Annotated in this window: 14 protein-coding genes; 10 read left to right on the forward strand and 4 right to left on the reverse strand. The window is 71.3% G+C overall.

Going from position 1 to position 15,079, the window contains the following annotated elements; genetic code table 11:
• Positions 1–326 precede the first annotated feature (326 nt).
• The 7 genes from ACWD38_RS28240 (at position 327) to ACWD38_RS28270 (ending at position 7,612) form a co-directional block, all read left to right on the forward strand.
• Positions 327–698, forward strand: coding sequence for a DurN family substrate-assisted peptide maturase (locus ACWD38_RS28240; RefSeq protein ID WP_184478420.1), 372 nt, complete (start codon positions 327–329; stop codon positions 696–698).
• A gap of 40 nt (positions 699–738) precedes the next feature.
• Complete coding sequence (locus tag ACWD38_RS28245; RefSeq protein WP_184478418.1) at positions 739–975, forward strand: cinnamycin family lantibiotic; 237 nt, start codon at positions 739–741, stop codon at positions 973–975.
• A 71-nt stretch (positions 976–1,046) separates the two neighbouring features.
• Positions 1,047–4,256, forward strand: coding sequence for a type 2 lanthipeptide synthetase LanM family protein (locus ACWD38_RS28250; protein ID WP_450125270.1), 3,210 nt, complete (start codon positions 1,047–1,049; stop codon positions 4,254–4,256).
• 33 nt (positions 4,257–4,289) lie between these two features.
• The gene (locus ACWD38_RS28255) at positions 4,290–5,192 is read left to right on the forward strand and encodes a Nif11-like leader peptide family natural product precursor (protein WP_450125271.1); all 903 of its coding nucleotides are present in this window, start codon (positions 4,290–4,292) and stop codon (positions 5,190–5,192) included.
• Positions 5,193–5,201: 9 nt separating this feature from the next.
• Positions 5,202–6,179 carry an ATP-binding cassette domain-containing protein gene (locus ACWD38_RS28260; protein WP_450125272.1) on the forward strand — a complete coding sequence of 326 codons (978 nt, stop codon included), beginning with the start codon at positions 5,202–5,204 and terminating at the stop codon, positions 6,177–6,179.
• A 46-nt stretch (positions 6,180–6,225) separates the two neighbouring features.
• Complete coding sequence (locus tag ACWD38_RS28265) at positions 6,226–7,119, forward strand: ABC transporter permease (RefSeq protein ID WP_221315756.1); 894 nt, start codon at positions 6,226–6,228, stop codon at positions 7,117–7,119.
• A 142-nt stretch (positions 7,120–7,261) separates the two neighbouring features.
• Entirely contained in the window at positions 7,262–7,612 is a 351-nt protein-coding gene (locus ACWD38_RS28270) for an SdpI family protein (RefSeq protein ID WP_184478410.1), read from the forward strand.
• A 10-nt stretch (positions 7,613–7,622) separates the two neighbouring features.
• Here the strand turns inward: ACWD38_RS28270 and ACWD38_RS28275 are convergent, their stop codons facing one another.
• On the reverse strand, positions 7,623–8,366 hold the full coding sequence (locus ACWD38_RS28275) for a FadR/GntR family transcriptional regulator (RefSeq protein ID WP_184478408.1): 744 nt from the start codon (positions 8,364–8,366) through the stop codon (positions 7,623–7,625).
• Positions 8,367–8,507: 141 nt separating this feature from the next.
• Between ACWD38_RS28275 and ACWD38_RS28280 the strand changes: the two genes are divergently transcribed.
• Positions 8,508–9,383 (forward strand): carbon-nitrogen hydrolase family protein, encoded by an 876-nt coding sequence (locus ACWD38_RS28280; protein ID WP_184478406.1) that lies wholly within the window; start codon positions 8,508–8,510, stop codon positions 9,381–9,383.
• Between the two features lie 8 nt (positions 9,384–9,391).
• A complete protein-coding gene (locus tag ACWD38_RS28285; RefSeq protein WP_450125273.1) occupies positions 9,392–10,753 on the forward strand; it encodes an APC family permease in 1,362 nt (453 codons plus the stop codon).
• A gap of 241 nt (positions 10,754–10,994) precedes the next feature.
• On the opposite strand, the gene ACWD38_RS28290 is transcribed toward ACWD38_RS28285, so the two are convergent.
• Positions 10,995–11,390 carry a PPOX class F420-dependent oxidoreductase gene (locus tag ACWD38_RS28290; protein WP_450125274.1) on the reverse strand — a complete coding sequence of 132 codons (396 nt, stop codon included), beginning with the start codon at positions 11,388–11,390 and terminating at the stop codon, positions 10,995–10,997.
• Between the two features lie 81 nt (positions 11,391–11,471).
• Between ACWD38_RS28290 and ACWD38_RS28295 the strand changes: the two genes are divergently transcribed.
• On the forward strand, positions 11,472–12,104 hold the full coding sequence (locus ACWD38_RS28295) for a histone deacetylase (protein ID WP_184478400.1): 633 nt from the start codon (positions 11,472–11,474) through the stop codon (positions 12,102–12,104).
• Positions 12,105–12,416: 312 nt separating this feature from the next.
• Here ACWD38_RS28295 and ACWD38_RS28300 read toward each other — a convergent pair whose 3' ends face one another.
• A complete protein-coding gene (locus ACWD38_RS28300; RefSeq protein ID WP_184478398.1) occupies positions 12,417–12,971 on the reverse strand; it encodes a cupin domain-containing protein in 555 nt (184 codons plus the stop codon).
• Positions 12,972–12,973: 2 nt separating this feature from the next.
• On the reverse strand, positions 12,974–14,812 hold the full coding sequence (locus ACWD38_RS28305) for a class I adenylate-forming enzyme family protein (RefSeq protein WP_450125275.1): 1,839 nt from the start codon (positions 14,810–14,812) through the stop codon (positions 12,974–12,976).
• Between the last annotated feature and the right edge of the window lie 267 nt (positions 14,813–15,079).

The raw sequence follows: 15,079 nt of genomic DNA on the forward strand, positions 1-15,079 counted from the left end.
CTTAAACTCTGCTCTTTCCTCTCTCCTGTATCTTTTTCCCGAGTGGCTCCGCCACGAGGGAAAAAGCCGTCCTCGCGAGGAAGCACCTGAGAACCCGCGGCGGTGCCGGTTGCTCTGGTGGTCACTGCTCAGCGGCTTCGCCGCTGACAGGACAATGATCAAAAAGCATTGCTCGCCTGGAATCGGGGGCGAGGACTGGTTCTCGGTGGGGGATCGACCTTTCTTGCACCTCGGGCGTCGTGCGGTGAAACAGGATTGAAGGCGGACTGCAACCGGTTCCTCCTAGCGTTGTTCCCACTGGCCTCCGACCGGAATGGGAACCGTCGATGAAGCACTCGGATGTTCCGACCATCTACCCGGAAGTCGACGCGATCCGGCAGATCCAGGAACTCGTCTTGTTCTGCTCGTTGCTGCCCCCTGACGGGAAGTTGCGCGAGGTGCTGGAGCTCGCCCTCGCCCTGCACGAGGAACCGATGTTGTCCCGGCTCCGGCCGGTCACCGACCTGCATCCCTTCTCCACGAAGGAATGGATGGAGTCGCTGTGGATGCACGCAGACCTGCCCGCGAACGAGAAGGAGGTGGTCGCCTGGCAGAACAAGGACGAGAACATGAGCCCGGCGCTCGTGGAATTGAAGAACGTCGAACAACAACTGGGCATCTCGCTGGTCGCCCGGTTGCGCGCTGAACCATCCGAATGATCGCAAGCAGTCCGAGAAAGCCGATGTTCAGGAGGAAGTCATGTCCGACACCATTCTGCGCCAAGCCGTCATCGATGCCGAGTTCCGCACCGCGCTGATCGAGAACCCGGCCGCGTTCGGCGTCACCCCGGGTGACCTGCCCGACGCGGTCGAGCGCATCGACCAGGAGACGCTCGACTTCTGGACCGAGGGGGTCGCCGCCACCGAGATCTTCGCCTGCGCCTCCACGTGCAGCTCGGGCCCGGCCACGATCCTGTGCGACGGCTCCACCAAGTAGAGCACCGGCGCGGTGAGCCTCCGGGCTCACCGCGTTTCCTCGCCCGCCTCCGATCGCCGGACAGGAGTTCGATGCAGACCGACCGTGCACTCGATCTGGCGGCCCGCGCGGCCACGCTGAGCGAGCGGCTGCGCGTGGTCGCGGCGCTGCGCGCCCGCGGTCGTCCGCAGGACGAGCCGCTGTCCGATCCCGTCGAGCGGTGGCGCCTGGAGCACCTGGCCGGGCGGCTCGCGGACAAGTTCGAGCAGGAGGCGCAGCACTGCGCGAAGCCCCAGCGCCACGACCGCGAGCAGCTCGTGGACGCGCTCACCGCCTACCGCCGCTTCGAATCGGCCCCGGACCAGGCCGCGGCGGAGGTGCGGGAGCTGCTCGACGAACTGCACCGGGACTGGTTGCCGACCTACCGGGCGGCCGTGCTCGGATGGGACCCGGCGCGGTCCGACGCCCGCGCGACCTGGCGGCAGGTCGACGTGTACTACGGCAGGCTCGCCACGGCCTGCGAACCTTTCCTCGTCGAACTCGGGCGGCGGCTGGCGGCGGCCCGCGCCGGGCTGCCGGGCTCGATCGGCGACGGGCTGATCGACGACCTGCAACGCCACCTGCACGACCGGTTCGCCCTCGCGCTGGCGTGGACGGTGGAAGCCGAGGCGAACGTGCACCGGGCGCGGCACGGGCTCGACCGGGAGCAGTCCGGCGAGGCCGGGTACCTCGCCTACCTCGACGCGGCGTTCGGCGATGCGGCGTCGTACCACGCGTTCTTCCTGAAGTACCCGGTGCTGGGGCGCTGGCTCGCGCACCTCACGGACCTGCTGGCCGACTACGGCGCCGAGCTGTTCGGCCGGCTCGCCACCGACGCCGAGCGGATCGGCGCGGAGTTCTTCGGCCGGGTCGTCACCGAGTTCCGCTCGGTGCGCCTGGGCACCTCGGACTACCACGCGGGCGGACGCAGCGTGGCGGTGGTGACGGCCGCCCTCGACGACGGCGGTACCGGCACCTTCTACTGCAAGCCGCGCTGCCTGCGTTCCGAGGCGGGCCTGCAAGTGGTGCTGGACCGGCTGCGCGAGCGCGACGTCGTGGCGTTCGCGACGCGTCCCGTGCTCGCCCACGACGGGTACGGCTACGAGGCCGCGATCCCGTTGGGGCGCAACGAGGTCGCCACCGCGGCAAACGCCGCGCAGGTGTACCGGGAGCTCGGCGGCTACCTGGCGCTGTTCTACGTGCTCGGCGGCAGCGACCTGCACTTCGAGAACATCGTCGTCGCCGACGGCCACGCGTTCGTGTGCGACGGCGAGACGGTGTTCGGCGCATCCCCGCCCGGTCGTGACGGCGCGGGCGGGACGATGCAGGACTCCGTGTTCCGCACCGGGCTGCTGGAGTGGCCGCGCGCGGACGCCGACGGCCCGGAGCAGATGCGACTCAGCGGCTACACCGGCGGCGAGAGCTACGAGATGCCGATGCCGGTGCCGCGGATCAGCGAGCAGCGGCTCAGCTTCGCGGCCACGGTGGAGAACGTCACGGGCGTGCAGGTCGAGCTCAGCGGCGCGAACCGGGTGTTCCTCGACGGGGAGCTGGTGGACCCGCAAGACCACATCGAGTCCATCATGGACGGTTTCGACCGCGTGCACGAATGGCTGGAGCAGCACGCCGACGAGGCGATCGTCCTGCTGTCGCAGGCTTTCGAGGGCGCCCACGTCCGGTTCCTCAACTGGAGCACCCAGATCTACGCGCAGCTGCTGCTGACCGCGCAGCACCCCAAGAGCCTCGCGGAACCGCTGGAAGTGGACCTGCTGCTGAACACGGTGCGCACCTTCCCCCGCACCTGGGACCAGGACGGCGTGCTCGCCGACCGGGAGACCACGTCGATGTGGCGGCTGGACGTGCCGATCTTCACGGCGCCGGTGCACGGCGCGGACCTCGTGCACGACCACGCCGACGCGGTGCCGTCCGCGCTGGCCCGCTCCCCGCTGGAGCACGCCGCGCGGCGAATCCGGCACCTGACGCCGCGCAACCGGGCGCAGCAGGCCCGTTACATCGCGGCGAGCCTGTCCACCGGCGAGATCAGCAGCCCGGCGTTCGTGACGACCGCGCTGGACTACGCGACCCGGATCGGCGAACGGCTGTGCGCGATGCTGCGGGACCCGTCGGCTCCCGCGCCGTGGACGTCGTTCCGGCGCGACGGGGCCGAGATGGAGGCCGTCGACATCGAAGGCGACCTGTACCAGGGCTCGGCCGGGGTGGCGCTGTTCCTCGCCTACCTCGACGACCTGGTCCCGCGCCCCGAGTTCCGGCACGCCGCGCGACGCGCGCTGCGGCACGCGCTCGACTCCGGGCAGCAGCGGCCCGGAGCCTTCGCCGACGTCGGGGGACGGCTCTACCTGCTCACCCACCTGCACCGGCTGTGGGGCGAGCAGGAGCTGGCGGAGGAGGCGGTGCGGCTGAGCGCGGACGTGCCCGAGCTGGTCGACGCCGACGACCACCTCGACGTGCTGCACGGCGCCGCCGGGCTGATCCCGGTGCTGCTGGAGCTGCGCCCGGTGCTCGGGGAGAAGGCCGTCGACCTGGCGCACCACTGCGCCGCGCACGTGCTGCGCCACGCGCGGGAGCGCGGCGACGTGCTGAGCTGGCCGTCGAACACCCCGGAGAACGTGCGCGACGACCTGACCGGCCTCGCCCACGGCGCGGGCGGCATCGGCTGGGCGCTGGTCCTGCTGGGCACGCGCACCGGCCGCGAGGACTACGTCGCGGCCGGCAGGCGCGCGTTCGCCTACGAGGCGCGGCACTTCGACGCCACCGAGCAGGACTGGTACGACCTGCGCACGAACACCGGGCAGGTCGCCAAGAACGGCCACCACTTCTCCAACGCCTGGTGCAACGGGGCGGCGGGCATCGGGCTGACCCGCATCGCGGCGTGGTCGCTGCTCGGCGGGGACGACGACGCGCTGCTGCGGGAGGCCCGCCACGCGCTGGCCGCGACCCTGCGCAACTTCTCCCGGCTGCGCAACCACACGTTGTGCCACGGCACGGCCGGCAACTCGGAACTGCTGGTCCGCTACGCGCGGCTGCGCGGCGAACCCGCGTTTCAGCTGGAGGCGAACGTGCAGGTGCGGGAGATGTGGCGGTCGCTGGACGACGCCGAGCACGGGCTCGGCGAGCACAGCGCCGACTTCTTCCCCGGCCTGATGCTGGGCATCGCCGGCTACGGCATGCACTTCCTGCGCATCGCGCATCCGGATCGGATCCCGTCGGTGCTGCTGCTCGATCCACCGCCGGACCGCCCCTGACGTCCCACCCGAATCGGCACGAAGGAGTCCGTCATGTCCGTCGAATCCTGCGTGGACTTCCTGCAGGCGACCCAGGACCGCCCCGAACTCGCCCAGCAGCTCAAGGCCGTCACCGGGATGAACGAGATCATCGCGCTCGGCGGCAGGCACGGGTTCGACTTCACCGCCCCGGAGCTCGCCCGGGGTTCCACCACGTTCGCGGCCACCGCCGAACCCGCGCCGGCTCCCGCGCCACCCGCGGAAACCGCCTTCTACCACCACGAGTACGACTTGGCGGCGGTGCCGGAACTGGCGGGCCTGATCGACGAGCTGCCCCGGTTGAAGGTGCGGCCCCCGGTGGACATGGGCGCGTTCCACGCCCGGTTCCGCGCCGAGGACCTGGAGTCGACGTCTCAGTCCCCCGCCGACCCGGCTTTCCAGGCATGGCATCGGCAGATGATGGCGGCGCACTGGCGCGACCCGGCCGACGCGGACGCGCCGCGGCGGGACTTCCACCTGGTGAACCTCGACGAGCACGTCGAGCATCCCGGCTACCAGGACTACTTCGAGGCGAAGACGAACGCGATCCGCCTGCTGGAAGGGGTCTTCGGCGACGAGGTCCGGCTCTCCGGCGCCATGTGGTACCCACCGCGCAGCTACCGGCTCTGGCACACCAACGAGGACCAGCCCGGCTGGCGGATGTACGTGGTGGACCTGGACGACGACTTCCCCGACGGCGGCGCGACCTCGTTCTTCCGCTACCAGAACCCGCGGACCGGTGAGCTCGTGACGCTGCGGGAACGCCGCCGGATCGTGCGGTTCTTCAAGGCCGAGCAGGACCCGGACAAGCTGTTCTGGCACTGCATCGTCAACCCGACCGAACGCCACCGGTGGAGCTTCGGCTTCGTGGTCCCCGAGGACTGGCGGAGCCGCCTCACCGGCCTCCGCGACGAGTGAGGAGCCCCCGTGCGACGACTCCGGCGAGGTGAGGACCGCTCCGCTGACGCGCCCGCGGTCCTGGCGCGCGACGTGCACAAGTCCTACCGGGGCGTGCACGCCGTGCGCGGCGTGGACATCACGGTGCGGCGCGGTGAGACGTTCGGCTTCCTCGGGCCGAACGGGGCGGGCAAGTCCACCACGATCGCGATGATGTGCACCTTGGTCCGGCCGGACTCCGGGCGCATCGAGATCGCCGGGTACGACGTGGTCCGCGACGGTCACCAGGTGCGCCGCAGGCTCGGGCTGGTCTTCCAGGAGTCGACGCTGGACACCGACCTGACCACGGCGGAGAACCTGACCTTCCACGCCGACCTGTACGGGATGCCGCGGGCGGTCGTGGCCGAACGCGTGGCGTCGATGCTGGACCTGGTCGGGCTGCGCGAACGGCGCGACGATCGGGTCGCGACGTTCTCCGGGGGGATGCGGCGGCGGCTGGAGATCGCCCGCGGGCTCCTGCACCGGCCGCGCGTGCTGTTCCTGGACGAACCGACCGTCGGCCTGGATCCGCAGACCCGCGCGGAGATCTGGACCTACCTGCGGCGGATCGCCGAGCAGGAGGCCACCACGGTCTTCCTCACCACGCACTACCTCGACGAGGCGGAGCAGTGCGACCGGATCGCGATCATCGACGAGGGCCGGATCGTCGCGCAGGGGACTCCGGCGGAGTTGAAGTCCGTCATCGGCGCCGATCGCATCGCGCTGCGCACCGACGACGACGACGCCGCGGTGCGGGTGCTGCGCGACCGCTTCGACCTGGCGGCCACCGCGATCGACGGCGGCGTGCAGGTGCAGGTCGCCGACGGCGCGCGGTTCGTGCCGGTGCTGTGCTCCGGACTGGACGTGCCGATCTTCGAGGTGACCGTGACCCGCCCCAGCCTGGACGAGGTGTTCCTGCACTACACCGGCCGCGCCATCCGCGACGCCCCCGGTGTGCCCGCCGGATGAGCGCCGCACCACCGGAATCCGTCCACGGCGACCCGAGGAGTTCGCGTTGACCCGCACCGCACCACCCCGCCGCGCACCCGCGTCCCGTCCGTCCGAACAGGACACCGAGCCGCGCGGTCGGCTGGCGAACGAATGGCGCGCCGGGAGCATGGTGTGGCGCCGCGAAGTGCTGCACTTCCTGCGGGACCGCACCAGAGTGGCGGTGTCGCTGCTGCCGCCGTTCCTGTTCCTGTACGTGCTCGGGGTCGGGTTGTCCCGGTTGTTCGCCGACGCGGGCGGCGGCGCGCGGGCCGCGAGCGACTACATGCTGTTCCTGTTCCCCGGTGTGCTCGTGATGGCCGCGCAGGCGCCGGCGATCTCCGTCGGCGCGTCGATCGTGTGGGACCGCCAGACCGGGTTCATGCGGGAGATGCTGGCCGCGCCGGTGTTCCGCGGCACGCTGCTGCTCGGCAAGTGCCTGGGCGGCGCCACGGTGGCGACCGCGCAGAGCGCCGTCGTGCTGCTCACCGCGGGCCTGGTCGGCGTGCCGTACCACCCCGCGCTGTTCGCGATGCTCGTCGTCGAGGTCTCGATCGCCGCGCTGTCGATGACCGTGCTCGCCGCCGCCGTGGCGGTGCTGATCAAACGGGTGCAGACGTTCAACACGGTGCTCTCCGTGCTGATCACGCCGCTGGTCTTCCTGTCCGGCATGATGTTCCCGATCAGCGCGATGCCCGGTTGGATGGCTTCGCTGACCCTGGTGAACCCGCTGACCTACGCGGTGGACGCGATGCGCCACACCATCCTCGGGCAGCTCGGCGCGCCGCAGTCGACGCTGATCTTCACGCCGGTCGAGTGGGGAGGCACGCCGGTGCCGCCGCTCGTGGAGATGGCCGTGGTGCTGGCGTTCTCGGCGCTGGCGCTGGTCGTGATCGGCCGTCGCTTCGCCAGAACCGGTTGACCGGGCCGGTGAACGTGCTCGGACCGGTTGACGACCGGAGCCGCGGTCCGTTTGAGTGGCGCGAGTCCGTTCTGGGGAGATCGGGCACCGAGCACGAGGGGGATCGGCTGTGGAAGATGCTGTGGCGCCCGGGGTGTGCGCGGTGAGCCTGGTGATCGTGTCGTTCGTGCTGGACGTGGTGCGGGACAAGACCGCGAGCGGGGAAATGGGCCGCAACCCCCTGTTCGGCATCCGGACGAAGGCAACGAAGGCGTCGGACGCCGCCTGGCTGGCGGGCCACCGCGCCGCCGGAGACTCGTTGCGGACGGCGGCGCGCACCGGGTACGCCGCCGCCGCGCTGACGGCGGTGCTGCTGGTCCTGCAGATCTGGTGGGGAGTCGAGCCCTGGGTCGCGCTCGTGGCGGGCCTGGCGGGCCTCGCCCTGCAAGTGCTGCACCTGTTGTTCGCGACGACGAAGGCGAACGAAGCCGCCCGCAACGCCCGCCCGGACTGACCGGGCGCACTCAACCCGGCGGCGCCTCCAACCCGACGAACATCGCCCCGTGCAGGGTCGTGACGTGGCGGTGGGCGACGTCGGCCGCGGTGGCGGCGTCGCGGGTGCGCAGCGCGGCGACGAGCTCGTGGTGCTCCCGGTTCGAGCCGCGCAGGTAGTCCACCGGGTACGGCAGGTAGTAGCGGTAGAGGTCGCGCAGCACCAGGTCGTAGTCGCCGGTGTCGATCCCCGTCGCGGCGGCGACGGCGCGGTGGAATTCCTCGTCGAGCCGGTGGAACTCCGCCCAGTCCGCGGCCCGGTCCATGAGCGCGGTCAGCCGCTCCAGCTCCGCCAGCGGCTGCTCGCCGGCGGCGCGGGCGGCCAGGTGCGCGATGCCGCACTCCAGGACCAGGCGCCGGTCGATGAGCCGGTGCACCTCCTCGGCCGCCGCGCGGTAGGCGTCGGTCTCCCGGACCGCGCTGCGCGCCGGCTCGGCCACCACGCGGGTCCCGCCGCCCCGGCCTCGGCGGCGTTCCAGCACGCCGTCGTGGCACAGCGCGACCAGCGCCCGGCGCACCGTGATCTCGGAGACGTCGAGCGCGGCGGCGATCGGCGCGTTGCCCGGCAGCCACTCCCCCGGTTCGAGCAGACCCAGGTCGACCGCGAGGGAGATGCGGGCGCGCACCGTGTCGACCGCGGACAGCCGCCGGATGCCGGAGAGCGCGGCCGACGACAGCGCGGCCCCGGTGGGCTCGCCGGAGTGTTCGCTTGCCATGGGAACCACCATAACGGCACGTCAGGCGCAAACTGGTCAAAATGAGCACTCTTGTTTCCGCGGTCGCTCTGCCCTATTTTCTTCGCATCGCAGTCGGCGCCGCCCCGGCGCCACCCGGCCATCGCGAGGAAGCGAGAACCGATGTCCCGACCGATGCCGCTCGCGCTGGCGCAGCAACCGCCGCTGGCCGCGACCGCTGCGCCCGACGAGTTCGCCGCTCAGGTGCGGGACCTGCTGGCCGAGCACCCCGGAACGCGACTGGTGCTGTACCCGGAGCTGCACCTGTGCGGAGCCACCGGGCCGGACCGCGACGCCGAGCTGGCGGCGGCCGCCGAACCGCTGCACGGCGAACGCACCCGGCGGCTCGCCGAACTCGCCGGTGACCTCGGGATCTGGCTGGTCCCGGGCAGCGTCTGCGAACGCGGCGACCGGGGCGAGCTGTTCAACACGGCACTGGCGTTCTCGCCGCGCGGCGAGCTGATCTCCTGGTACCGCAAGGTCTTCCCGTGGCGGCCCTACGAGCCCTACGACCCCGGCGACCGGTTCGTCGTGTTCGACGCGCCCGGTTTCGGCCGGCTCGGGTTCAGCATCTGCTACGACGCCTGGTTCCCCGAAGTGGCGCGGCACCTGGCGTGGCTGGGCGCCGAACTCGTCCTCAACCCGGTGCAGACCACGACCGCCGACCGGGAGCAGGAACTCGTGCTGGCCCGCGCGCACGCGATCACCAACCAGGTCTTCGTGGCCAGCGCGAACGTCGCCGGACCGGTCGGCACCGGCGACAGCCTGCTCGTCGGCCCCGAAGGCCACGTGCTCGCGCGGGCGGAGGGCCCCGCCGCCGCGACGCTCGCCGCCACCGTCGACCTCGACGAGGTGCGGCGGGTGCGCGCCGACGGCACCGCCGGGCTCAACCGGATGTGGGACCAGTTCACCGATTCCGACGTCCCGATCGCACTTCCGCTCTACGACGGCCACCTCGATCCGCGCCGCTGGCGTCCCGCCGGCCCGGCGAACAGCTAGGAGCCCCGATGCCCGAATCCGCCCCCGCCCTGCACCGGTCGCTCCGGCTGCGGTCGGTAGTCCTGTTCGGCGTGGCCTACATGGCGCCGATGATCGTGCTCGGCACCTTCGGCGTCGTCGCGGAGGAGACCAGCGGCTCGGTGCCGACGGCCTACCTGCTGGCGATGGTGGCGATGCTGTTCACCGCGCACAGCTACGGGAAGATGGCCGCCGCGCACCCCGTCGCCGGTTCCGCCTACACCTACGCGCGCCGCACCTTGGATTCCCGCGCCGGGTTCCTCGTGGGCTGGGCGGTGCTGCTGGACTACTTCTTCCTGCCGATGGTGATCTGGCTGCTCGGCGGCACCTACCTGCAGGCGCAGTTCCCCGCGGTGCCGTTCTGGATGTGGATCGTGGCGTTCATCGCGGCCACCACCTGCTTGAACGTGCTCGGGATCAAGGTCGCGGACAAGGCGAACTACGCGCTGATGGCCTTCCAGGTGCTCGTCATCGCGATCTTCGTGCTGCTGTCGTTGCGCCACGTGTTCGAGCTCGGCGGGGCCGGGGCGCTGCTGAGCGGCGAGCCGTTCCTGAACCCGGCCACCACCGCCGCGGGCGTGTCGGCCGGGGCGGCGCTGGCGGCGTACTCGTTCCTCGGGTTCGACGCGGTCACCACGCTCACCGAGGAGACGGTGGATCCGCGCCGGACGATGCCGCGCGCGATCCTGCTCATCACGCTCATCGGCGGCGGCATCTTCGTGGTCGTCGCCTACTCGACGCAGCTGGCGCACCCCGGATCCGCTTTCGCCGCACCGGATTCGGCGGTCTTCGAGATCGCGCGCACCATCGCCGGGGACGCCGTCGCGGCGCTGCTGCTGGCGGGCCTGGTCGTCGCGCAGTTCGCCTCGGGCCTGGCCGCGCAGGCCGGGGCGGCGCGGTTGCTGTTCGCGATGGGCCGCGACGACGTGCTGCCGCGCAGGCTGTTCGGCCGGGTGCACCCGAGGTTCCGCACTCCCGCCGTGAACCTCGCGCTCACCGGCGCGATCGGGCTCGTCGCGATGTTCCTCGACGTCTCAACGTCCACGTCGTTCATCAACTTCGGCGCGTTCGTCGCGTTCACCGCGGTCAACCTGAGCGTGATCGGCCTGTTCCTGCGCGAGCGCAAGGGAGGAAGGCGGCTGCCGTGGTGGTCGCACGTGCTGCTGCCCGGCATCGGAGCGCTGATCGACCTGTGGCTGCTGGTGAACCTGGACCCGGCGGCGCTGACGCTCGGTCTCAGCTGGCTGGTCCTCGGCACCGCCTACCTCGCCTACCGCACCGACCTGTTCCGCCGCCCACCCCCGGAAACCCACGACATCCCGACCCCCGAACCCGCCACCAGCACCCTGTGATCACTCAACCCACAGCCCCACACCGGAAAACCCGCTCGCAGAGCGGCTTTTCAGCAGTGTCCTGTCAGCGGCGAAGCCGCTGAGCGGTGACCACGCACGCGAATGGACCACCCGCGGGTTCTCAGTCGGTCTCTCGCTAGGACGGCTTTTTCCCTCGTGGCGGAGCCATTCGGGAAAAATCCCGCAGCGAGAGACCGACTGAGGTTCCGCCACCCGACCACCAACGCAGAACGACCCCGACTCACCCCACAAAACTGAGGCTGTCGACTCGGATTCGGACCAGTAGCCGGTCTTCTTCGCGTTCGCCGCCGAACCACGGGTACGGCATGCCCAGGTAGCGGTGCGAGAGCTCGTGGATGTGCTCCACGGCGCCGTCGTGGCGGATGTCCACGGTCCGGCCGCGCAGCGCGTAGTAGCGGGCGGAGCTCTCCGGGACGGTGACGTTCACGGCGACTCGCGGGTCGCGGCGGAGGTTGCGCACCTTCTGCGCGCCTTCCACCGTGTTGATCAGGACGTGGTCGCCGTCGGTGTCGCACCAGGTCTGGGTGAGCTGCGGCGCGCCGTCGGGCATCGCGGTGGCGACGAAGCACGGGCTCGGCTTGCAGAGCAGGTCCAGCAGGCCTTCGGGCAGTTCCATGGCGCCGCCTCCTCGCGGGTGGATTCGATTCAGCGGCGATCGTCGCACGTGCGGCGGGGCCGAGTGCGCGATCATGGCGGGATGTCGCTCGATCAGTCCGAACACGATCTGGTCTGGTACGCGAGCTACGGCTCGAACATGCACGCCGACCGGTTCCGCTGCTACCTCGAAGGCGGCGTCCCGCCCGGCGGGCACCGTGCCTGCCCCGGCTGCCGCGATCCTCGCCCGCCGCGGCGCACCGCGGGGTTCCGCGTCGCGGGTGGCGTGTACTTCGCGACGGAGTCACCGGTGTGGGGCGGTGGCCGCGCGTTCCTCGATCCTGCGCTGGACGGTTCGGCCGCGTTGCGCGCGTACCTGGTGACGCCCGGCCAGTTCGCCGACGTCGTCGTGCAGGAGATGTACCGCGACCCGGGCACCGATCTCGACCTGCGGGAGGTCTTGCGCTCCGGGCGGGACGTGCTCGGTCCGGGGCGCTACGAGACCGTGCTGCGCGTGGGCGACCTCGACGGGCTCCCGGTGCTGACGTTCACCGCGCCCTGGTCGAGCGCGGACGTGCCGCTGGTGGCGCCGTCGGCCGCGTACCTGCGGATGCTGCTCGGCGGCTTGCGCGCAGGCCAGGCCTGGGACACCGCCACAGCGGCCCGGTACCTCGCGGCACTGCCCGGCGCACGGGGCCGGTGGAGCACAGCGGAGATCGCAGCCCTCACGACGTGAGGCGCGCCGGTCAGCTGTTGCCGAGGGAAGCAAACCTGCCTCACGGCAAAACCATCGTTAGAACTGCGACCCCAGCCTGCCTCGCGGCGAAGCCGTGCTCTGGGCGGCGAAGCAAGCCTGCCTGGCGGCCGAAGGCCGTGCCTGTATTCGCGCAGCGAATAGCCCACGTCAAAAAGCCGACCCCCACGGGTTCTCAGTGCCTTCCTCGCGAGGACAGCTTTTTCCCTCGTGGCGGAGCCACTAGGGAAAAAGATCCCGCAGCGAGGAAGGCACTGAGGTTCCGCCACCCGACCACACACCCGAAACGACCGCTCAATCAGGCAACCCAGCGCACTCGCGACAAGGGCAGTGGGGACAGTCCAGGGAGTGCAGGTAGCGCGGTGCGCCTGCGGTCTTGTCGCACAGCAGGCAGGTGAGGTCGCCGTCGTCGGCGATGATCTCCTCGTAGGGCACGGGGGTCATGCGGTCGCTGGAGTCGATGCGCTTGTGCGGGGCGCCGACGGCGACGATGAGGTGGTCGGTGATGGCTCCCACCGCGTGCGGGATGGAGCCTTCGACGAGGAAGGTCTGCCCTGCTTGCGTTTCGTGGATCCGGCCGCCGTAGGTGATGGTGCCGACTCCGGCGACCACGGTGAGCACGTGGTGGCCGGGGTGGGTGTGGGGCACGAATCCTTGGCCTGCGGGTAACCGGATGAGGTCGGCGCCGATCTCGCCGTTGGTGGCGAGTTCGCGTCCGGTGGCCGAGACGGTGCCGTGCAGCGGGACGTCGAGCCCGCCGTGGTCGACGCGGAGGTCGGTGTGGTCGTCGGTGATGGAGTTCTTCGCCCAGGTGGCGATCTCCAGGGGGTGGTCGTCGCGCCGTGCCATGCTCATTCCTCCTGCTGGGTCGGGCGGGCCCAGATGACGCCGCCGAGGTCGTGCCGTCCGGCGCGCAGCACGGAGCAGCCGACGAGGGCGTGTCCGTCGTGCCGGAGCCGGCGCAGCCTGCTCCACCGGTTCACCCGGTGGCCGGTCCTGCCGTCGGTGAGGAACGTCCACACGGGACCGAGCGCCCAGGGCACTTGGCCGGTGGTGGTTCCGGTGGCGTGCGGCAGCACCAGCAGCCGCCCGTCTTCGATGGTGGTCTCTTCGCCGAACGGGACGGCCACGGCGGGGGCGCCTTCGGCCGCGGCGACTTCCGCGGCGAGTTCGACGTGGGCCGACAGCGGCCAGGCGGCGGCGAGCTTGGCGCGCCACACGGATTTCGCCGCTGCCAGTTCGGCGCTGTCGGGGCTCGTCCAGTGCTCGCGGACGAAGTCGACGGCGGCGAACGCCACGTCGTCTTCGGCCGTCGCGGTCGGCGGGGCGAGCGCGGCGAGTGCGGCGAGCTCGTCGGTTCCGGGCGCGGCGGCGTGCATCCGGCGGGCGGCGACGGCGGCGTGCTGCAGCAGCCGTTCGTAGCGCCCGGGGGCGAGCCGCCGGGCGGCGAGCGTGGCTCCCATCTTGGACCGCTGCGGCTTTCCGGTGGCGGTGGCGCGGTATCCGCCGAACCGCAGCGCCGCGGGGCGCAGCGCGGTCCGTTCGCAGAGGTCTTGGACGGCGCCCACTTCCGCGTCGTCGGTGACGAGGCCGATCTCTTGGCCCAGCGCGGGTTCGGCGACGCCGACGGCGGCGAAGCGCCCGGTGAGGCCGTCGGCGCGCCAGCCGCGTTCGACTTCCAGCGGGTAGTGCTTCTCGCCGCCCCGGTTGATCCGTTCCTTGGTGCGCCCGTGCAGCACGAGCAGCCCGTCGCGCAGTTCGCCGAGGTCGCCGGTGCGCAGCCAGCCGTCGTCGGTGACGGCTTCGGCGGTGGCGGCCGGGTCTTCCCAGTAGCCGTCCATCAGGTCGGGGGTGCGGATCTGCACTTCGCCGGATTCCAGCCGCAGTTCCGTGTCCGGCAGGGCTTGCCCGACCGGCGGGAACCGGTCCAGGTACTGCGCGGCGAATCCGGCCGCGTCCAGCAGGGGCGTGGTGAAGCTGAAGTTGACGGCTTCGGTGAGCCCGTAGCCCTGCCGCAGCCGTGGGCCGTAGGTCCGGTGGAAGCGGCGAACGAGGTCACCTGTCAGCGGTGCGGCGGCGGTGATGAGGTAGTCGAGTTCCGGGGGCCACTCGGGTGCGGCGTCGAGCAGGTCCGCGAGCAGCGCCGGGACGATCGACGCGGTGCGCGCTCCGCCCGCGGCGAGCGCGGCGAAGTACCCGGCCGGGTCGAACCGCGAGTGCAGCACCAGCGGCGCCCCGGCCTGGTGCGTGCCGAGCAGCGACATCACCAGCGCGTTGCAGTGGTACAGCGGCAGGCATGTCCCGTGTGGACGGTCCGGTGAGATCCCGTGCAGCACGGCGGTTTTCGCGGCGTTGCCGAGCACCGCGCGACGGCTGAGCCGGACGCCTTTCGGTCTCCCCGTGGAACCGGAGGTGAACATGATGAACGCCAGGCCCGCCGCGTCCGGGTGCTCCGGGGGGAGGCCCGTGGCACGCGCCTCCACTTCGCCGCCGACCTGCTCCACCACGGCGCTCGCCCGGACCCGCCGCACGATCTCGGCGGGGTCGGTTCCGCGCGGCGCCAGCGGGACCGCGACGAGCTCGCGGTCGAAGCAGGCCAGCAGCGCGGACGCGAGCTCAGGACCGTTGGGCAGCCGGATGACGACCCGCGCCCCGGCGGGCAACGCCGCCAGCTCGGGCAGGTACGACATCGCGGAACACCTCGTTTCGAATAGCCGTCGTTCTCAGCCTCGTCAAGCCGAAGCAGGCCTTCATTCCTTCGTCCTGTCAGCGGCGAAGCCGCTGAGCAGTGACCACGCACGCAGATCGACCACCAGCGGGTTCTCAGCGTTCTTCTCGCGAGGACGGCTTTTTCCCTCGTGGCGGATCACCGCGAGCCGACAGCGCGGCGAGTTCAGGGGGCACCGCGTCGTCGGCCTGCCACAGCCACAGCACTTCGTGGATCAGGCGGTGCACCG

The organism is Saccharopolyspora sp. NPDC002578 (assembly GCF_053592695.1).